The sequence below is a fragment of the Bacillus sp. A260 genome (assembly GCF_009861435.1).
Classification (GTDB): domain Bacteria; phylum Bacillota; class Bacilli; order Bacillales; family Bacillaceae_G; genus Bacillus_A; species Bacillus_A cereus.
On sequence record NZ_CP046398.1, the window covers coordinates 5,223,231 to 5,244,152 of the forward strand.

Here is a 20,922-nt window from a genome sequence, read left to right on the forward strand (position 1 = left end):
ATATACCATCATTTTTCTTCAGTAAAAAAATGCTATATATTCCAGCTCAAATTGACTTACTTTCTGAAAATGCCTTATACTAAATTACATGTAAACTATGAACTTCAACGCTTGTAAAAATATATATGCTTCAACAAAAATATATATTTTCTCATGTTAAAACTAAAGAACACACCTTTAAAAATTGGTGTGTTTTTATATGCTACCTAAAAACTAGTTGCTACATGTAACGACTTTCAAAGGAGGATTATCAATTTTTATGAGCATAAAGCCGAATAATAAATTCTTTTCCAAGAAAACAATGATAATTATGCCAATATTATTATTGTGCGCTTTTGCTTTTCATTATTTCTTTTTAACATCTAATCAAGCCTTTTCTGGTACAGGGGATGCGTTACGTCAATTTGGCTTTTTTACGTTTCTTCTACAACATGCCTTTAAAGATGGCAACCTTTTTTGGTCTTTTGATTATGGATTAGGTGGAGATTTATTTGGAGAGTTTAGTTATTATTACAGCACATCACCGTTTTTCTGGATTACACTGTTACTACCTAAACTAAGTCTTGAGCAAGTATATGACGTGAAATTATACATGAGTATTTTAAAAAACTTTTTAGCTATGGTATTCATGTATGGTTCTTTACGTTACCATAATAAAACAGCATTCTCATCTTTTGTTGCTGCTATTATATATGGTGGCTGTATTACTTTCATCCGCCACTCTTTACTATGGGATTTCATGGCTGATGCCATTGTATTTTTACCATTAGTAATATGGGGACTTGATAAATATATTATTGAAAAGAAGCACGGCCTTTTCCTAATCGCTGCTACTTTAATGTTAGCATCAAACTTTTATTTTGCTTTTATCACAAGTATTTTCATATTTATTTATGCATTATTCCAATACTTTGCGACACAACAAAATAAAACGATTGTCTCTTTTCTAACTTATTATATTAGAATCGGTTTATTGTACGGATTATCACTCGGTTTAGCCGCCGTTTGCTTCCTCCCATCAGTTAATGCCGTATTTAGTGCTGATCGACTATCAAAAAAGTTTGAGATACCATTATTATTTGAAGATAAATTTTATAAAGATTTAATGGAAAATATTTTCTTCATGTATAATGCTGAAAATCATCAATTAGCTTTACCAGCTTTAATTTTATTCTTAATCGTATTTGGAATGTTTATACGTGATAAACTCGTTAAGAATAAAGTATTCTTTACGTTATTCATGTTCATTCTGTTTATGCTTCCATATACATATTCTATGTTTAATGGTTTTTCAGCAATGCAATCTAGATGGTTTTATTTATTTGTATTTGTAATTGCCCAAACAATTGCATACATTCTAGATTGGATGATTATTCATAAGAAAGACTACAAATTACCTTATTTAATAAGTTTATTAGTGTCTATTGGATTATTCATTTATGCATTTTATAGAAAGGCAAATATAAATGTAACTGATAAACCTTTACAAGACGTTGATAACATTTTACTCGGAACTGTCGTTCTTTCTGTTATTACAGTATGTTTATGGCGTTATATTTCTAAACCTTTCATACAATTTTTAGTTGTATTGAATGTACTCGTTAGCACAATTTCTATGAATTATATGTATGCGAATAATATACTTAGCACAGTTTACGGACAGAGCCAGATTTCAACTGAAAAGTTACACGAACCAGGCTATGATAATCAAGAAGAAATTGCTGCAATTCGCTACATACAAGAAAATGATAAAGACTTTTATCGTATTCTTAATCCATATAGCGAATATAACACACCAATGCTACAAGGATATCATGGCGTAAGTACGTATCAAAGCTTGGTTAATTATTATGTCCATGACTTTATGAAAAATAAATATGGCGTATTCCAAATGTACGATACACCTTCAATGTTTTATCAAGCTGATAGTCGACTACTACTCGAAAATATGCTAGGTATAAAATATCGCGTATTAAGTGCTGATACAGATTCAAAGAATGTACCTTATGGATATAAACTATTACAGCAAGTAGGACCATATAATATTTACAAAAATGACTATGCTTTACCGTTAGGATATGTATATGATTCGGCTATAAGTGAAGAAGAATTTTCTAAATTAAACTTCGCTCAGCGTGATCAATTATTATTACATGCTGTTGTCGTTAATAATACAAAAGAATTTTCATTAAACCATTTTAATAAACAAGACCTCAAATCAAAGGCAGTATCTATTAAAACGGAAAAAGCAAAATTCGAAAACATGGAAAAACAAGAAAATAAACTAATTGTTCATGGCTTTGGAAATATGATTGTACCTATCAATTATCCTGATACACCTGGTGATCTACTGATAGAATTAAAATTAAAAAATGCAGGCACATTCAATGCAACTGTTAATGGAAAAACGATAGGAAAAGGGGACGATGCTGGTGCATACTCTTATCCGTTAGAAAGGTTTGTTTACAATTTGGGCAATGAGCGTCCAGAAAACCTAACTATCTCTATTGATATGGCAGGTGAGTATGAATTAGGTGACTTGCAAGCAAATATTGTAAACTATGAAAGTATACAAAAAGAAACAAAAAAACTAACTGAAAATAGGCTTGAAAATATTTATTATAAGAACAATTATTTAAAAGGGGATATCAAATCAAATAAAGACGGGCTCTTATATTTATCTGTCCCATATAGTAAAGGCTGGACTATAAAAATTGATGGAAAAGAAACAGAATTTACGAAAGCGAATTCTGCCTTTATCGGTGTTCCAATTACAAAAGGTTCACATGTAATCGAAATGACTTACGTTACACCTTACTTCAAATTAGGTATGACTATATCAATCATCTCACTAATTATCTGTATAGCTTTACTAATTTTCAAAAATCCAAAAGCACGACGAAAATTTTCTTTTAAAAAGCAATAATAAGCAATCAATGAATCATGAATCTATCCAATTGGATAGATTCATATAAAAACGCATAACATTGTTTTAACCCACTACAAACAAGGAGTGTCAAAAATGACCCTTTCAATAGTTGTACCATGCTACAATGAAGAAAAGGTGCTTCGTGCCTTTTATTCAGAGACTTCTCTTGAAATTCATAAATTAACTACCGATTATGAATTTGTTTTTGTTAATGATGGTAGTAAAGATGATACATTAAATATTTTACGTGATTTAGCTAGTGCAGATTCATCGGTACACTACATATCATTTAGTCGAAACTTCGGAAAAGAAGCTGCAATGTTAGCTGGTTTAAAATATGCTACAGGCGATGCAATTGTTATTATGGATGCTGACTTACAACACCCTCCTACGTTAATAAAAGAATTGTTAGAAGGATATAACGAAGGCTACGACCAAGTCATTGCAAAAAGAACAAGAACTGGTGATTCACCTGTTCGCTCTTTCGTCTCTCGTCTTTACTATAAGGTGATGAATAAGTTTGTAGATATTGAATTAGTAGATGGTATTGGTGACTTTAGACTTTTAAGTCGAAGAGCAGTGGATTCTTTAGTGTCTTTAAGTGAATACAACCGATTTTCAAAGGGTTTATTCTCTTGGATTGGTTATAACGAATTAATCATTGAATATGAAAATGTATTACGTTCTGATGGAGAAAGTAAATGGACCTTCTCGAAATTATTAAATTACGGAATTGATGGTGTAATTTCATTCAATAATAAACCGTTACGTCTATCTATATATCTCGGATTACTAACAACCATTTTAGGACTTTTATACGTAATCACTACGTTCGTTCAAATCATCCTTGGTGGTGTGGAAGTTCCTGGTTACTTTACTCTCATTTCCGCTATACTATTTATTGGCGGTATTCAACTCATATTCCTAGGTGTGATTGGTGAATATATCGGTCGTATTTATTATGAAACAAAACGTAGACCGCATTTTATTGTAGCTGAAAAGAAAGTTAGTGAAGTTAAACAAAAGGCATAACCAAAAAGTTACTTCTGTAGGTAGAAGTAACTTTTTTATATACTAACATTTACAAACACTTCTTTTGAAAAAATATACATTTTGAAATGATAGCATTATATGAAAGAATTTAGTATCATGATTCAAGGTACTATTTCAAGTTGGACGGAGGATACTATGAGCTTATTAACAGTTGAAAAATTAGGACATACATTTGGCGATCGTACATTATTTAAAGATGTATCTATGCGATTATTAGCAGGTGAACACGTTGGATTAGTTGGTGCAAACGGTGTTGGTAAATCAACATTCATGAATATCATTACTGGTCAGCTTATTCATGACCAAGGTCGCGTAGAATGGACACCGGGCACACATTATGGCTACTTAGATCAGCATACTGTTTTAACGCCTGGGCGTACAATCCGTGACGTACTAGCGGATGCATTTTTACCGTTATTCGAAAAGGAAAAAGCTTTAAATGAAGTTACAGAAAAAATGGGAACTGCTACACCAGAAGAACTAGAAGAACTTCTTGAGCAAATGGCAGAAATACAAGATGCACTTGAAGCAGGTGGTTTCTATTTACTAGATATGAAAATTGAAGAGGCTGCACGTGGTCTTGGAATTGATGCAATTGGTTTAGATCGTGATGTTTCAGCATTAAGTGGTGGACAACGTACAAAAGTATTGCTTGCAAAGCTATTACTTGAACAGCCAGAAGTGTTATTGCTTGATGAACCTACTAACTATTTAGACGTTGAACATATTCATTGGTTAACAAATTATTTGAAAGAATATCCACATGCATTCTTATTAATTTCTCATGATACGGAATTTATGAACAAATGTGTTGATGTTATTTTCCATCTAGAATTCACAAAAATGACACGCTATACAGCGACATATGAAAAATTCCTAGAACTAGCAGAAATCAATAAAAATCAACATATAAACGCTTATGAAAAACAGCGCGAGTTTATCAAAAAGCAAGAAGACTTCATTGCAAAGAACAAAGCTCGTTATTCAACGACAGGTCGTGCAAAGAGTCGTCAAAAACAACTTGATCGCATGGAGCTTATTGATCGTCCGGAAACAGCAATTAAACCGGAATTCTCATTTAAAGAAAGTCGTGCAAGTAGTCGCTTCGTCTTTGAAGGTGAAAATGTAGAAATCGGATATACACATCCGCTACTACCAAAGCTATCAATGACGATTGAACGTGGTGAAAAAATTGCTATTGTTGGATGTAACGGTGTTGGTAAATCAACGTTGCTAAAAACAATCTTAGGTAAAATTAAACCTTTAAGCGGTAAAACAAGTCTTGGTGACTTCTTAGAGCCTGCATACTTTGAACAAGAAGTTAAAGCTGATAATATAACACCAATTGATGATGTATGGAATACATTCCCTGGCCTAGACCAGCATCAAATTCGTGCGATGTTAGCAAAATGCGGATTAAAAAATGAACATATTTCTCGCCCATTAAGTCAATTAAGTGGTGGAGAACAAGCAAAAGTTCGTTTATGTAAGCTAATGGGTGAGGAAAGTAACTGGCTATTATTTGATGAGCCGACAAACCATCTTGATGTTACAGCAAAAGCGGAACTTAAGAAGGCTATGAAAGCATATAAAGGAACAATTCTCCTTGTATGTCACGAACCGGACTTCTATGAAGATTGGATCACAAAAGTTTGGGATGTTGAAGAATGGTCTCAAAATAGTAAGTAGTCTTTAAGAAAAAACTCCTTGTGTAGACAAGGAGTTTTTTACTTATTTTTATTAAGAATTTTTTATATTGTAGTATCCTATAAGGCGTAATCGAAATTCTTTTAATTCCGGATACGCCTCTAAATTTGCTAACATACCTCTAATTACCGGAATTCTTGGATTAAGCAATCGTATTTCCGCCTCTAAAACATCTAATGTAACCAACAGCTCATCATCCTCTAATTGATCAGCTAAAGTGCGCTTAAATACAATAATCTCTTTTAAAAAATGTTCTTTAACTTGTTCCTTAATAAGCTCTGATTTACAAAGGAATTCTCCAAGCTTTTCTTCATGTAAAATAGGTTCTTCCGAAGATTCTACTAAGCCATCTACTAAATTATCTACTCTTTTTAAAATAAAAGCAGCTACATACGATAAATCAATTTCTGGTGCTTGTAAAATAATTAATTCTAAATACCCACGGCATATGCCTTCTACCATAATTACTAAATCCAATAAATATGGCATAACCTTTTCACCATAAATGGACAATAAACTATTCCGATAAAATGCATGAGACTCTAACTTCATCCGCATCATAAATTCTTCTACTTCTTTATTAAACGGAATCGCATTTTCTCTCGCATGCATAATAATAAATTCTTTATGCTTTTGTATATCATTAAACTGACAATGTAATTGTTTTGCAAATTTTTCACGTGGTAATAAAGACTCTTGTTCAATATCCAGCATTTTCTTTTGGATTTTGTCATAATAATATCGAAGTGTCGCTAATAAAAGCTCATCTTTCGATTTAAAATATAAGTAAAAAGCTCCCTTAGATATACCACTAGCTGTCACAATTTCCTGCACTGATGTCGCATTTACACCCTTAGTAGCAAATAACTTCATAGCCGATTCTATAATTAAACGCTCTTTTTCTTTCATATCTTCTCTCCTAAATTTAATCTCGCATCTTATTATAAATGTATTATACCATCTCTTTTTATTGACGATTGACCGAACGGTCAGTTATATTATGTATTAGACTGACCAGTTGGTCAATATAATAAAAAGGGAGCGCAAACATGAACAAAATCATCAATTTCTCGTTAAAAAATAAGTTCGCAGTTTGGCTACTAACCATTATTGTTACTATTGCGGGGATCTACTCTGGACTCAATATGAAGCTGGAAACAATCCCTGATATTACAACACCGATTGTGACAGTAACTACGGTCTATCCTGGTGCTACACCAGAAGAAGTAGCTGATAAAGTTTCAAAGCCGATGGAAGAACAACTACAAAATTTAAGCGGTGTTAACGTTGTGAGTTCATCATCTTTTCAAAACGCATCTTCTATTCAAGTAGAATACGATTTTGATAAAAATATGGAAAAAGCAGAAACAGAAATTAAAGAAGCTCTCACAAATGTAAAACTCCCAGAAGGTGTTAAAGATCCTAAAGTTTCACGAGTAAACTTCAATGCCTTTCCAGTTATTTCGTTAAGCGTGGCAAGTAAGAATGAATCTTTAGCTACCTTAACTGAAAATGTAGAAAAAAATGTTGTACCAGGATTAAAAGGACTTGATGGTGTTGCATCTGTTCAAATTGCTGGCCAACAAGTAGATGAAGTACAGCTTGTCTTCAAGAAAGATAAAATGAAAGAACTAGGACTAAGTGAAGATACCGTAAAAAATGTGATTAAGGGATCGGATGTATCTTTACCACTTGGCTTATACACATTTAAAGACACGGAAAAATCAGTTGTTGTAGATGGCAATATTACAACGATTAAAGCGTTAAAAGAACTTAAAATCCCAGCTATACCTTCCTCACCTAACGGTCAAGGTAGTCAAAATGCTGGCGCTGGTGCACAAACGCCGCAAATGAATCCAGCTGCTATGAACGGGATTCCAACAGTTACATTAGACGAAATTGCTGACATTAAAGAAGTTGGGAAAGCAGAATCTATTTCTCGAACAAATGGAAAAGAAGCAATTGGAATTCAAATTGTGAAGGCCTCTGATGCAAATACAGTTGATGTTGTAAATGCAGTAAAAGATAAAGTAAAAGATCTTGAGAAAAAATATAAAGATTTAGAGATCATTTCAACATTCGACCAAGGTGCACCTATTGAAAAATCAGTTGAAACAATGCTGAGCAAAGCAATTTTCGGCGCTATCTTTGCGATTGTTATTATTATGCTGTTCCTACGAAATATTCGAACAACGTTAATTTCTGTCGTTTCAATACCACTTTCTTTATTAATTGCTGTTTTAGTCATAAAGCAAATGGATATTACGCTTAACATTATGACACTTGGAGCAATGACCGTTGCTATAGGCCGCGTTGTCGATGACTCAATTGTTGTTATTGAAAATATTTACCGACGTATGTCGTTATCAGAAGAGAAATTACGTGGAAAAGATTTAATTCGTGAAGCTACGAAAGAAATGTTTATCCCAATTATGTCTTCCACCATTGTAACAATTGCTGTATTTTTACCGCTTGGACTAGTAAAAGGTATGATTGGTGAAATGTTCTTACCATTCGCCTTAACTATCGTCTTCGCTTTATTAGCATCATTACTAGTAGCAGTTACAATCGTACCGATGCTAGCTCATTCCTTATTTAAGAAAGAGAGCATGAGGGAAAAAGAAGTACATCATGAAGAAAAACCAAGTAAATTAGCAAATGGATATAAACGCATACTTGCATGGGCTTTAAATCACAAAATTATTACATCAAGTATCGCTGTCCTTCTATTAGTTGGTAGCCTTGCACTTGTACCAGTTATCGGTGTAAGTTTCTTACCTTCTGAAGAAGAAAAAATGATTATTGCAACATATAATCCTGAACCAGGTCAAACGTTAGAAGACGTTGAAAAAATTGCAACAAAAGCTGAGAAGCACTTCCAAGATAATAAAGACGTCAAAACAATTCAGTTCTCATTAGGTGGAGAGAATCCAATGAGTCCTGGTCAATCAAACCAAGCAATGTTCTTCGTGCAATATGATAACGACACGAAAAACTTTGAAAAAGAGAAAGAACAAGTCGTTAAAGATTTACAGAAGATGTCTGGCAAAGGCGAATGGAAAAACCAAGACTTCGGAGCAAGTGGCGGTAGTAACGAAATTAAACTATACGTTTATGGAGATAGCTCAGAAGACATTAAGCCTGTCGTAAAAGATATTCAAAATATCATGAAGAAAAATAAAGACTTAAAAGATATAGATTCTAGTATTGCAAAAACATATGCAGAGTACACTTTAGTCGCAGATCAAGAAAAGCTGAGTAAAATGGGCTTAACGGCTGCTCAAATTGGAATGGGACTTTCTAATCAACATGATCGCCCTGTTCTGACAACAATTAAAAAAGACGGTAAAGATATCAATGTATATGTAGAAGCTGAAAAACAAAATTATGAAACAATCGATGACTTAACAAATCGCAAAATTACAACACCACTTGGTAATGAAGTAGCTGTGAAAGATGTTATGACTGTAAAAGAAGGTGAAACATCGAATACAGTAACACACCGAGATGGACGTGTTTATGCAGAGGTTAGTGCCAAATTAACATCTGATGACGTTTCAAAAGCATCTGCTGCAGTACAAAAAGAAGTAGATAAAATGGATCTTCCTTCTGGTGTAGATGTTTCTATGGGCGGTGTTACTAAAGATATTCAAGAATCATTCAAGCAACTTGGCCTAGCGATGTTAGCTGCGATTGCCATTGTATACTTCGTTCTTGTCGTTACATTTGGTGGTGCCCTAGCACCATTCGCAATTTTATTCTCGCTACCATTTACAATTATTGGGGCTCTTGTTGCCTTATTAATCTCTGGTGAAACATTAAGTGTATCTGCAATGATTGGTGCGCTTATGTTAATCGGTATCGTTGTAACAAACGCAATCGTGCTTATCGACCGCGTTATTCATAAGGAAAATGAAGGACTATCAACACGTGAAGCTTTATTAGAAGCTGGTGCAACACGCCTTCGTCCAATTTTAATGACTGCAATTGCAACAATCGGTGCTCTTATTCCGCTTGCATTAGGATTTGAAGGTAGTGGCTTAATTTCTAAAGGACTTGGCGTAACGGTAATTGGTGGATTAACAAGTTCAACGTTATTAACACTTCTTATTGTTCCAATCGTTTATGAAGTATTAAGCAAATTTAAAAAGAAAAAAACAAAATAACAAAAAAATAACCTCGCTAACTGCGAGGTTATTTTTTATTTCCAAACAAGATTAGGAAATCGCCATAGCCTTCTTTCTCTAATTCCTCTTTTGAAATAAATCGAAGAGCTGCGGAATTAATACAGTAACGAAGGCCATTTGGTCCTGGACCATCTGGAAATACGTGCCCAAGATGTGAATCTCCTTCTTTACTTCTCACTTCTGTACGTGTCATATTATGACTCACATCCATCTTTTCTTTCACACTTGCTGACATCACTGGTTTTGTAAAACTAGGCCATCCACATCCACTATCAAATTTATCTAGAGAAGTAAACAACGGCTCACCTGAAACGATGTCGACATAAAGACCTTCCTCTTTATGGTTCCAATACTCATTTCGAAATGGTGGTTCTGTACCATTTTCCTGTGTTACATAATACTGCATCTCATTGAGTTTTTCTTTTAAATGAGCATTATCCTTTGGCCAATGTTGCTTAATAAAAGCATCTCGTCCTGAGCCTTTACGATATAACTCATAGCGGAATGTATTTTTCTTATGGTATCCTTGGTGATATTCTTCAGCTGGATAAAATGTAGCTGCTGGTAGTATTTTTGTCGCAATTGGTTTTGAAAAGCGTCCACTCTGCTCCAGCTCTTCTTTTGAGGCCTCTGCTTTTTTATGTTGTTCTTCATTATGATAAAAAATCACCGTTTCATAAGACTGTCCGCGGTCGTGGAATTGTCCACCAATATCGGTCGGATCAATTTGTCTCCAATATATATTTAACAATTCCTCATACGGCATTTTATTTGCATCAAATGTAATTTGTACTGCCTCATAATGTCCCGTCGTTTCTGAACATACTTCTTTATACGTTGGATTCTCTTTATGACCACCTGTGTAGCCAGAAACAACCTTTATAATCCCTTCCATCTCTTCAAATGGTGAAACCATACACCAGAAGCACCCTCCAGCAAATGTAGCCAATTCTACCTTTTCATTTACAGCCATTACTTCACCCCTATTCTATGTTCTGCTTACAGTATGGCATAAGAAACATCATATTATAAAAGAAAAAGCACCGAACATCGATGCTTTTTCTTTACTTCACTTTATTTTTTCCAACATCCTTCTCCATTTCATCACTTGTCACATCTAAAACATCTAATAAGAAGATGAAGATTGGAATACCGATAATTAATCCCCATACACCTAAGAAGTGTTCTGAGAAGATTAATACCATAAATGTATAAAAAATCGGTAAATTTGTTTTTTGCGACATAAACTTCGGGTTTAATACGTAACTTTCAAGCGCATGAATCACTGTTACGATAACCAAAATATAAACAACGTACATGATACCGCCAATATTGTAAGCAATCATACAAAGTGGGAATAACGAAATGATAACCCCCGCTACTGGAATTAAGCCAAGCAAGAAAATCATTAACGCTAAACCTAATAATTGCGGGAATCCTAATATCCATAATGCGATAACTGAAAGAACGCAGTTAACAACAGCAATTAAAAATTGCGCCTCGATTACCTTTCCAAATGAACGTGCAAATTTCTTTCCGAAGTACTCAATTTCAGTATAGAAAATTGCAAGCCTGCTTTCTTTAAACTTTGCAGTAAAACCGACAATACGAGATTTTTCTAATAAGAAAAACAAACTCAAAATTAAAGAAAGTAAAACTTGAAGGCCAAATTTACCAACATTCGTAATCGATTTATACAAAATGTCTACGCCTTGTCCTACATATTTAGAAAGCTCCATATGATTGACAGCATTAACTGCATACTTAATTAGTTCACTATCTGGTGGGTTTCTTAAAAATACATTGAATTGGTAAATCAGTTGTGAAATTTGTATCGTCAATACTGGTAAATATTTAAATAGCGTAATAGCAATTCCACCAATTAACATTACATATAGAAACGCTATAATAATTTTTCGATTAATAGGCATGAAATGATCTAATTTGCGTGAAATAAACTTTTGGAATCGATCCATTAAATACGTGAGAATAAACGTAATTAATATTAAATTCAACATACTTTGCAGCCCGTATAACACGAGAGCAAGTATTACTAATACGAGTAACCTCTGGAATCCTTTGCTTTGAAACAGGTTTTTTATTTGCATAATCGACGAATACTCTCTCCTGTCCTATAAACTAAAACGTTAATAAGTAGATTTCTCTCTCTTTTCTACTTTTAATTATTCATTCATATTAAGATTTTTATAAACTCATTATATGCCTACCTTACCAGGTATATAGTAGCCTACTTCTTATTTTACAATACAATGACCTAATTCAAAACGTATTCTACATAGTATTAATGAAGATTTAAGGAAACTTACATTTTTTAATAGGTCTTACCACTACTGTAACATAAAAAGCAAGCTATCAGTAGAAATCTGTCCTACAAATAGCTTGCTTTTCTTATTTTTTAAGTAAGTTTTACTATCCAATGAATGGCATGAACATTGGAATGACAACTACTGTTACAACCCCAACTACCGTTACAGCAATACTTGCCATCGCTGCCTCTACCTCACCCATTTCAATTCCTACTGCAACTCCTAATGCATGACCCGCTGTTCCAAGTGCTAAACCTTTTGCAATCGGATGTTTCACTCTAAATGTTTTTAAGAATAATGCTCCTAATGCGTATACGATAACTGCGTTGAAAATAACTGCAAACGATGTAATTGCTGGAATACCACCAATACTTTCTGAAATTGGTAACGCAATTGCTGTTGTTGCTGCTTGTGGTAGCATTGAATTCATTACTGCTGTATCTAAACCGATTGCTTTTGCAACAATGAACACGACAATTACTGAGCAAATAGATCCAACCACGATAGCTGATAAAATTTGCCACCAATATTTTTTCAACTTATCAACTTGTTTATATAGTGGGATAGCGAATGCAATTGTTGCTGGCTCTAAGAAGAAACTAATCATTTTTCCGCCAGTATTATATTCTTCAAAAGTAAAGTTACCTACCTTTAGAAATACAATCCCTAATACCATCGCCACGAATAATGGTGTAAATAGGAAGAACCCTTTTGAATGCTTGAATAATAATGTTCCGATTCCGTATGCGATTAATGAAACGACGATTCCGAAATATGGAGTCATTGTGCTTGCCATGTTCATTACCTCCCAACAATATATAAATACAATGGTTACGCAACCTTTCCGTGCTTGCGTCCTTTATTTACTACTTTCAATTCTTTTGTATCTTCTGTTTCTTTTTCATCTTTTCCTAAAATAAATTGTGCAAATAATCCTGTTACAGCGAGTAAAATAACTGTTGCTACAACAATTACAGTTAAAATTTGTACAAAGTATTGTCCCATTACACCAAGAGAATTAATAACTGAAATACCTGATGGGACGAATAAGAATCCAATAATACCTGTTAAAGCTGTTCCGAGTGATTCAACTTGCTCCAATTTAATAACTTTTAAACATAATAGACTAAATAAAATAACTAACCCGATTACCGATGAAGGCATTGGAATTGGTAAATGTGTTGCAATAATATTAGAAATTAACATAATAGATGAGAATATGAATGCTTGTGATAAGAAACTATATACTTTTTTCGTACTCATTTTGGCCACCTCTTTCGATTTGGTACCTTTATTGTATAGAATATAACCGCCTAAGTAAGCGTTTACATAACGGAATGTCAAATATACAGAATCAGTTACAAATATAAAAGGATGAAATACAAAAGCTGCTTCTTAAATACGAAGCAGCTTCTTGAGTTCTTTTGCATATGTACGACTAACAGGTACTTTTGATCCTTCTTTCATAATTAAATTATAAGTAGAGTTAAACCATGGCTGAATTTCAGTAATATGATTAATATTTGCAATAAAGCTACGATGAACACGCATGAAACTTACTTGCGGCAACTTCTTTTCCAAAATCACAAGTGTATCGTGTGTTACATATGTTTCCCTCATTGTTTTTACTGTCACTTTTCCGTCCACAAGTCCTACATATACAATATCTTCAATATTAACAAGTACGATTGATTCTTCAATTGGTAATGCTAATTTATGCATCTCTACTGTTACATCTGTCCCCTTTATTTCGTGCTTCGTTTCTATTTGCGATTGTTTTTGTTTTTTATACTTCTTTAATGTCTGCACAATACGCTCTTCATCAAATGGTTTTAAAATGTAGTCTAACGCATCTACTTCAAATGCTTGCAGTGCATATTGATCATAGGCAGTAGCAAATACAATTGCAGGTGGATTTTTCATCTTCTTTAATATATTGGCGATTTCAAATCCGTTATCATCGGATAATTGAATATCTAAAAACACAATATCTGGTCTACTTTGCATTAGTTCTTCTAATGCGTCTTCCACACAATCAGCCTCACCAATTATCTCAACTTCTTTCGTTCTCTCTAATAAATACTTTAGTTCATCACGTGCTAACATTTCATCGTCAACTACTAATACTTTTAACAATCTGCTCTTCCTCCCCTACTTTTTTTGGAATAACAAAAGTAATCTCTGTCCCCTCATTTAATTCACTTTCGATATGAAGCATCGTTTCTTTTCCAAATAATCCAATAAGACGTTCATTAATATTATATAAAGCTGTTCCAGTCCCTTTCTTTGACGAAACTACCATCTTTCCTAATTGTTCTAAACGTTCTTCCTCAATTCCCTGCCCATTATCTTTTACTTCAAAATGAACCATACCCTCTTTTTCAAAAACATGCACTTCTACTTCACATACTGGTTGCTTCTTCGGAAAAGCGTGTCGCAATGCATTTTCAACCAATAGTTGAAGAACAAATGGTGGTACTAAAGTTGTCTTTAGCTCGTCCTCAATATACATCTTTACCTCATACTTATTTGGGAACCTTGCTTGTTCTAAGGATAAATATGCCTGTACATGGTTTAATTCTTGTTCTAGTGGAATCAATAACTGACGTGCCCCTTGCAAATTACATCGGAAATATACGCTAAGCTGTAATAATAACTTCCTTGCTTTTTCTACATCTGTTCGGCATAAAGCTGATACTGTATTAATCGCATTAAATAAAAAATGCGGGTTAATTTGTGCTTGTAATGCCTTTATTTCCGCATCTTGCAATAATTTACTTTGCAACTCAGCTTCACCTAATTCAAGTTGTGTAGAGAATATTTTTGCTAATCCTTCTGCTAATTCCTCTTCCACACGACTTAACTGGTTAGGATTTTTGAAATACAGTTTTAATGTCCCTATTGTATTTCCATGTGAAGTTAGTGGAATAACAATCGCCGCTTGCAAAGGGCAGCCTTCATGTTGACAATTAATAACCTCACGTGATTTTGCTTTCATTATTTTCCCTGTGTGTAACACTTCTTTCGACAAACCAGTTATTAAACTATGTGACGGAATATGGTGATCTGATGCTAATCCAACATGAGCTAATATTTTCTCTGTATCTGTTAAGGATACCGCATCTGTTCCTGTAAAGCGGTGAATAATTTGTGCCACATGCTTACACGATTCTTCTGTTAAGCCTTGGCGAAAATATGGTAACGTTTTATCTGCAATACGTAATACCTTATGAGTCTGAAGTGCCTTTGCGTTCTCTTCCTGACGCAAAATAGCTTGTATCATAGAAAGTAAAATAAAACTTCCAAAACTATTTACAAGGATCATTGGTATCGCAATTGTTTTCACAATGCTCATTCCATCCTCTACAATTAATAGGATCATAATCATTTCTAAAGAAACGATAAAAACACTTAAAATCGCTGAAAACTTAGGGGTAATTGTACGGTTATATTTTTTAAAAATGTATCCGATATAACCAGTTATAACGCCTGCTAAAATTGAAGAGATTGCACAACTTAGAGCTGTCGTCCCTCCAAGCATATAACGGTGAATACCAGCAATTGATCCTACCCCAATTCCGACGATAGGACCACCAAGCAATCCACTAATTCCAACACCCATAATACGTGTATTTGCAATGGTACTCGATGATGAAACACCTTGTAACCAATTTTCATTCATAATCGTATTTCCTGCTATTTCAATCCCAGTGTAATTGCTTACAATTGTAAATACCGAAAAAATACAAATAAGCTTAAGCTTATCTACATAGCCATCCTGTTTATGAAGGAGGCGTCTGAAAGTTTTAATATGAGAGAGTAAAAATCCTAAAATAACTATAAGTCCGACTCGTTCAATCATCATGAGTACTAAATTTAGCATCTTTGATTCATTCCTTTTTATTTAGTTAGTTTTATTATGGGAAAATAATGAAGTCGGCGTCAAGAAGAACGAAATGTTTTTTGAAATATTTTACACATAATAACTTCCTCTTTATTTGACAATACATATAGAAGAGTGCTAAAAATAAAGTAATATAATACAGTCCTTTAACCCAACCCCGTGAGGTTGAGAAGGAAGTCGGAATACAATATACGTATGTTCTTTTCTTGGGGATACGTATGCTTTTTTGGCCTTCTCATCATATCAGGTGAGAAGGCCTTTTGTTATTCTTCCATAGCGACTGTAGAAAATAAGGAGGAGTAATAATGAACGTCACTACTGATGTACAACAAACAACAGAGGAGACAAAAGCGAAAAGATATAAAACATTATTTGGTTCTGCGCTAGGATATGCAGCAGAAGGTTTAGATATGTTGCTATTATCTTTCGTACTTGTCTATATTTTAAAAGAGTTTCACTTAAGTCCTGTTGAAGGTGGAAACTTAACTTTAGCTACCACAATAGGAATGTTAATTGGTTCTTATTTATTTGGATTTATTGCTGATTTATTTGGCCGTATTCGTACAATGGCCTTCACAATCTTACTGTTTTCACTAGCAACCGCACTCATTTATTTCGCAACAGACTACTGGCAATTATTAATTCTGCGCTTTTTAGTTGGAATGGGAGTTGGTGGTGAATTCGGAATCGGAATGGCCATCGTAACAGAAACATGGTCTAAAGAAATGCGCGCTAAAGCGACATCTGTTGTTGCACTTGGATGGCAATTTGGTGTACTGATTGCTTCACTCCTTCCAGCATTTATTGTCCCACACTTTGGATGGAGAGCCGTTTTCTTATTTGGATTAATTCCAGCTTTACTAGCTGTCTATGTCCGTAAAAGTTTAAGTGAACCGAAAATATGGGAGCAAAAACAACGCTACAAAAAGGAACTATTGCAAAAAGAAGCTGCAGGTAAATTAACAACTACTGAAGCAGAACAACTAAAACATATAAAAAAATTTCCACTTCGAAAGTTATTTACCAATAAAAAAGTAACAATTACAACAATTGGTCTTATTATTATGTCGTTCATCCAAAACTTCGGATATTACGGAATCTTCACATGGATGCCCACTATTTTAGCAAATAAATATAACTATACATTAGCAAAAGCAAGTGGCTGGATGTTCATTTCTACCATCGGTATGCTAATTGGAATTGCAATCTTTGGTATTCTAGCTGATAAAATTGGTCGCCGTAAAACTTTTGCAATCTATTATATTGGCGGTACAGTATACTGTCTCATTTACTTCTTCTTATTCACAGATTCAACATTATTATTATGGGGAAGTGCATTGCTTGGATTCTTTGCAAATGGAATGATGGGAGGATTTGGAGCAATTTTAGCTGAAAACTATCCTGCTGAAGCTCGCTCTACCGCCGAAAACTTTATTTTCGGTACAGGACGTGGGTTAGCTGGATTTGGGCCTGTTATTATTGGCTTACTTGCTACAGGTGGCAACCTACTTGGAGCATTGTCCTTGATTTTTATCATCTACCCAATCGGGTTAATTACAATGCTACTATGTGTACCAGAAACAAAGGGAAAAGTATTAGATTAAACGTAAAAGAGGAAGCATCTCATTTAAGATGCTTCCTCTTTTACGTTTTTATTTATTTTGATTTACTAGCCTTCTGAAATAAGAATGCAGTTTTATCTTCTTCTTTTACAATACCTTGTTTTAATGCTAATTCTCCCGCAACTTTAGGCGCTAACCATAGCATTGGGAATAACAAAATTGATACCGGAACTGCCGTCACCACGATAAACGATTGTAGCGCATTAATACTTCCTTCACCCATATATAAAAGAATTGCTGCAACTGCGCCCATAATAAGCGACCAAAAAATTCGCAAACTAATTCTAGGATCTCCGTCTCCAGTCACTGCCATTGAAATAGAATACGCCATTGAATCTCCTGTTGTCACTACAAATAAAATTGTTAATAAAAGAAATGCTGGTCCAATAATATTAGAAAGTGGCAATTGCCCTGTAATTGCAATCATAGCTGCCGGCATACCAGATTCACTTAATGCGTCCGAGATAGATCCAGGATTCATCAACTCATAAAACACGCCTGATCCACCTAATATAGTAAACCAAAATGTTGTAATAATAGGTGCGATAATTCCAATTGCAACGATGATTTCTCGAATCGTTCTCCCTCTTGAAATTCGACTCACTAAAATTGCCATCATTGGTCCGTATCCAATAAACCATCCCCAGAAAAAGATTGTCCAAGATCCTAACCAACTTGTATCACCACGGTATGTGCTCATCGGTATAAACTCATTTACATAAAATCCAAACGAAGAAACAAACGAATCAATAATAAATCCACCTGGCCCAAATAGTAATATGAATGCCATTAACACAATTGCTAATCTAACATTTAAATTACTTATAATTTGAATCCCTTTATCAATACCTGTTACTGCCGATATGGTAGACACGGCCACCACACAAACAATAATTGCTAATTGAGTAGTAAACACATCAAAAACTCCAAATAATTCTTGTAATCCATAACTTGCTTGTAAACCTAAAAATCCAATTGGGCCAATTGTACCTGCAGCTACTGCAATAATTGCAGCTGCATCAATTATCGTTCCAAGCAGGCTCTTTCTTAATTTTTCCCCAAAAATAGGATATAAAAGTGTTCGAGGTTTTAGCGGCATATCTTTATGATAATGTCCATACATCATAACTACCGCACTAATTGTACCTAAAATCGTCCATGCTAAAAATCCCCAATGCATATAACTTTGTGCTAAAGCAGGCATGACTGCTTCTTTCGTTCCAGCAGATATACCATCATGTATTGGTGGCACCGTCATCAAATGATACATTGGCTCTGCTGCTGCCCAAAAAACGCCACCTCCAGCAAGTAATGTAGACATAATAATAGCAAGCCATTTTGCCGTACTAATCTCAGGTTTTTCTAATCCCCCAAGCTTAACTCTCCCATATTTGGAGAAAGCCATACACATCGCAACAATAAATGTACCTAATAATAAAACTTGCCAGAAGGCACCGAAATATTTAATTGAAAAAGCGAAACTTTTATTAATCGCACTCTCTACATAATCCTTGTTCAAAAAAACTGCAATTACAAATAATAAAAGTGAACCACCACTAATAATAAATACAGGCCAATCAGTTTTTCGACTCTTCATCCTCATTTATACTTCCTCCTTCCTCAGCAATCTAAAAAAACAACTTTATTATGTTTTATTGTTTAAACCTAAAACATAATAATTATATATGCATAACATTTTATCGACTTCCCACATACTTATGTTGTCCCTAAAAATATGCCAAATCCCTTATTAAAAAGAAAAATTCTCTTCCTCTTACATAAAAAAGCAAAACAAAAGACCTTATATTTCTATAAGGTCTTCGAAACAGAAATTTGATTATAACATAAGGTACTCCTTGGTTCAAAAAGCCTCTTCCAAAAATAACCGAGAGTAAAGGCTTCCATTTGCTACATAACAGTAATTAAAAAAAATATATTTTGCAGAAAAAAACTGCACTAAATATTATTTATGAAAGAAATTTGGCTTCAAAATTTCATTCGGATACGGTTTATGATAAATGTGAGTGGTAGCTGGAGATAATGGCGGAATAAGCCATACCCAATTACCTGTTACAACACGACCACAAGCAGCTTCTTGCTTCTCAAATTGCTGAAATTGTTGTGCAGCAGTATGGTGATCAACAATACTAACTCCTTGTTTTTTAAAGGAGTGTAGTACGGCAATATTCAACTCAATTAGCGCCTTATCTTTCCATAAGGTACCGTTTCTCGATGTATCTAAATCCATCATCTCCGCAACAGCCGGAAGTAAATTATAACGATCATGATCTGCTAAGTTGCGCGCCCCAATTTCTGTTCCCATATACCATCCATTGAACGGAGCGGCTGTATAAGAAATACCGCCAATTTCTAAACGCATATCTGAAATCATTGGAACACCATACCATTTCACTCCAAGTGATGAAATAGGGTATTCTGGGTGTTCAATTGGCACTTCTTTTACTTCTTCTCTCGGAATTTCTTTATATGTAGGTGCCTTCCCGTTTATAGAGAACACAAGTGGCAATACATCGAAATTCGTACCTTCTCCTTGCCAACCAAGCCCCTGACAAAAGTCCGTAAATGTAGCGGAATGAGAATCACCAATCACTCCCGTTTCTGTTTTATATCCTGCATATCGAATCAATTGGTGATTATAAATTCTTATATTATTTTCTTCACCTTGATATTGCTTAAAAATCGTAATGGTTGGTTTAACTTTCCCGTCGTTCGTTGCATATTTAATATGATGAATTAATGCATTATATACACCCTCTTCATCATTTACTTCGCGCGCATCTAATATGTGCATCTTACTCCAAAATAGTCTTCCAATACATCTATTACTGTTACGCCATGCCATTCGTGAACCATGAACAAGTTCTTCAAATGTATGCTCATATGTCCCTGTCTTCTCTATCTCAATTTGAATTTCTTTTATACGTTCTTCTATCAATTGTTCTTTATGAAGCTCCTTATAACAAATCGTAATAAAATTACTTGCTTCTTCTATTAATTGTTTCGTTTTACTCATAAACAATCTCCTTCTATTTCAACAAAACCCTGCTACTTTACAGTATAAGCAAAAAGGATAGGAGTCACAAATGAAAGTGAGAGTGTTACTTTTATTGTAATATTTTTCAGAAAATTAATGGACTTACTATTGACTTATATGGAAAATGGGTGTATTTTT

At 34.2% G+C, this 20,922-nt stretch carries 14 protein-coding genes; 5 read left to right on the top strand and 9 right to left on the bottom strand.

Translation table 11 applies throughout. From position 1 onward, the window contains the following. Window positions 1-259: 259 nt before the first annotated feature. The 3 genes from GD442_RS26510 to GD442_RS26520 all read left to right on the top strand — a co-directional run bounded on the left by GD442_RS26510 (window position 260) and on the right by GD442_RS26520 (window position 5,671). Window positions 260-2,926, top strand: coding sequence for a YfhO family protein (locus tag GD442_RS26510; protein WP_000023708.1), 2,667 nt, complete (start codon window positions 260-262; stop codon window positions 2,924-2,926). A gap of 96 nt (window positions 2,927-3,022) precedes the next feature. Then, on the top strand, window positions 3,023-3,961 hold the full coding sequence (locus GD442_RS26515) for a glycosyltransferase family 2 protein (RefSeq protein ID WP_000175826.1): 939 nt from the start codon (window positions 3,023-3,025) through the stop codon (window positions 3,959-3,961). A gap of 156 nt (window positions 3,962-4,117) precedes the next feature. Beyond that, window positions 4,118-5,671: an ABC-F family ATP-binding cassette domain-containing protein gene (locus tag GD442_RS26520; protein ID WP_000055410.1), complete on the top strand. Its 1,554-nt coding sequence runs from the start codon at window positions 4,118-4,120 to the stop codon at window positions 5,669-5,671. Between the two features lie 51 nt (window positions 5,672-5,722). On the opposite strand, the gene GD442_RS26525 is transcribed toward GD442_RS26520, so the two are convergent. Further along, on the bottom strand, window positions 5,723-6,598 hold the full coding sequence (locus tag GD442_RS26525) for a TetR/AcrR family transcriptional regulator (RefSeq protein ID WP_000659648.1): 876 nt from the start codon (window positions 6,596-6,598) through the stop codon (window positions 5,723-5,725). A 140-nt stretch (window positions 6,599-6,738) separates the two neighbouring features. Between GD442_RS26525 and GD442_RS26530 the strand changes: the two genes are divergently transcribed. Beyond that, on the top strand, window positions 6,739-9,855 hold the full coding sequence (locus GD442_RS26530) for an efflux RND transporter permease subunit (protein WP_001033494.1): 3,117 nt from the start codon (window positions 6,739-6,741) through the stop codon (window positions 9,853-9,855). Between the two features lie 28 nt (window positions 9,856-9,883). Here GD442_RS26530 and msrB read toward each other — a convergent pair whose 3' ends face one another. The 6 genes from msrB to lytS form a co-directional block, all read right to left on the bottom strand. Continuing rightward, window positions 9,884-10,849 carry a peptide-methionine (R)-S-oxide reductase MsrB gene (gene msrB / locus GD442_RS26535; protein WP_033696055.1) on the bottom strand — a complete coding sequence of 322 codons (966 nt, stop codon included), beginning with the start codon at window positions 10,847-10,849 and terminating at the stop codon, window positions 9,884-9,886. Between the two features lie 91 nt (window positions 10,850-10,940). Further along, on the bottom strand, window positions 10,941-11,984 hold the full coding sequence (locus GD442_RS26540; RefSeq protein WP_001166010.1) for an AI-2E family transporter: 1,044 nt from the start codon (window positions 11,982-11,984) through the stop codon (window positions 10,941-10,943). A 322-nt stretch (window positions 11,985-12,306) separates the two neighbouring features. Beyond that, window positions 12,307-12,999 carry an antiholin-like protein LrgB gene (gene lrgB / locus GD442_RS26545; protein WP_000168869.1) on the bottom strand — a complete coding sequence of 231 codons (693 nt, stop codon included), beginning with the start codon at window positions 12,997-12,999 and terminating at the stop codon, window positions 12,307-12,309. A gap of 35 nt (window positions 13,000-13,034) precedes the next feature. Further along, complete coding sequence (gene lrgA, locus GD442_RS26550) at window positions 13,035-13,466, bottom strand: antiholin-like murein hydrolase modulator LrgA (RefSeq protein WP_159365236.1); 432 nt, start codon at window positions 13,464-13,466, stop codon at window positions 13,035-13,037. A gap of 132 nt (window positions 13,467-13,598) precedes the next feature. Next, window positions 13,599-14,339 carry a LytR/AlgR family response regulator transcription factor gene (locus GD442_RS26555; RefSeq protein WP_000921843.1) on the bottom strand — a complete coding sequence of 247 codons (741 nt, stop codon included), beginning with the start codon at window positions 14,337-14,339 and terminating at the stop codon, window positions 13,599-13,601. After that, a complete protein-coding gene (gene lytS, locus GD442_RS26560) occupies window positions 14,317-16,086 on the bottom strand; it encodes a two-component system sensor histidine kinase LytS (RefSeq protein ID WP_000933561.1) in 1,770 nt (589 codons plus the stop codon). Before lytS ends, GD442_RS26555 begins: the two co-directional genes overlap by 23 nt. Before the next feature lie 326 nt (window positions 16,087-16,412). Between lytS and GD442_RS26565 the strand changes: the two genes are divergently transcribed. Then, window positions 16,413-17,711, top strand: a complete 1,299-nt coding sequence (locus tag GD442_RS26565) for an MFS transporter (RefSeq protein WP_072770019.1) — start codon at window positions 16,413-16,415, stop codon at window positions 17,709-17,711. Window positions 17,712-17,763: 52 nt separating this feature from the next. On the opposite strand, the gene GD442_RS26570 is transcribed toward GD442_RS26565, so the two are convergent. After that, on the bottom strand, window positions 17,764-19,332 hold the full coding sequence (locus tag GD442_RS26570; protein ID WP_159365237.1) for a BCCT family transporter: 1,569 nt from the start codon (window positions 19,330-19,332) through the stop codon (window positions 17,764-17,766). 360 nt (window positions 19,333-19,692) lie between these two features. Further along, complete coding sequence (locus GD442_RS26575; RefSeq protein WP_000047627.1) at window positions 19,693-20,763, bottom strand: nitric oxide synthase oxygenase; 1,071 nt, start codon at window positions 20,761-20,763, stop codon at window positions 19,693-19,695. Window positions 20,764-20,922 lie beyond the last annotated feature (159 nt).

Bases quoted from the DNA above. Each gene is read 5' to 3' on its own strand.
- GD442_RS26565 (WP_072770019.1), top strand. From the start codon at position 16,413: ATGAACGTCACTACTGATGTACAACAAACAACAGAGGAGACAAAAGCG.
- GD442_RS26515 (WP_000175826.1), top strand. From the start codon at position 3,023: ATGACCCTTTCAATAGTTGTACCATGCTACAATGAAGAAAAGGTGCTT.
- lrgA (WP_159365236.1), bottom strand. From the start codon at position 13,466: ATGAGTACGAAAAAAGTATATAGTTTCTTATCACAAGCATTCATATTC.
- msrB (WP_033696055.1), bottom strand. From the start codon at position 10,849: ATGGCTGTAAATGAAAAGGTAGAATTGGCTACATTTGCTGGAGGGTGC.
- GD442_RS26525 (WP_000659648.1), bottom strand. From the start codon at position 6,598: ATGAAAGAAAAAGAGCGTTTAATTATAGAATCGGCTATGAAGTTATTT.
- GD442_RS26570 (WP_159365237.1), bottom strand. From the start codon at position 19,332: ATGAGGATGAAGAGTCGAAAAACTGATTGGCCTGTATTTATTATTAGT.
- GD442_RS26510 (WP_000023708.1), top strand. From the start codon at position 260: ATGAGCATAAAGCCGAATAATAAATTCTTTTCCAAGAAAACAATGATA.
- GD442_RS26530 (WP_001033494.1), top strand. From the start codon at position 6,739: ATGAACAAAATCATCAATTTCTCGTTAAAAAATAAGTTCGCAGTTTGG.
- lytS (WP_000933561.1), bottom strand. From the start codon at position 16,086: ATGCTAAATTTAGTACTCATGATGATTGAACGAGTCGGACTTATAGTT.
- GD442_RS26575 (WP_000047627.1), bottom strand. From the start codon at position 20,763: ATGAGTAAAACGAAACAATTAATAGAAGAAGCAAGTAATTTTATTACG.
- GD442_RS26540 (WP_001166010.1), bottom strand. From the start codon at position 11,984: ATGCAAATAAAAAACCTGTTTCAAAGCAAAGGATTCCAGAGGTTACTC.
- lrgB (WP_000168869.1), bottom strand. From the start codon at position 12,999: ATGGCAAGCACAATGACTCCATATTTCGGAATCGTCGTTTCATTAATC.
- GD442_RS26520 (WP_000055410.1), top strand. From the start codon at position 4,118: ATGAGCTTATTAACAGTTGAAAAATTAGGACATACATTTGGCGATCGT.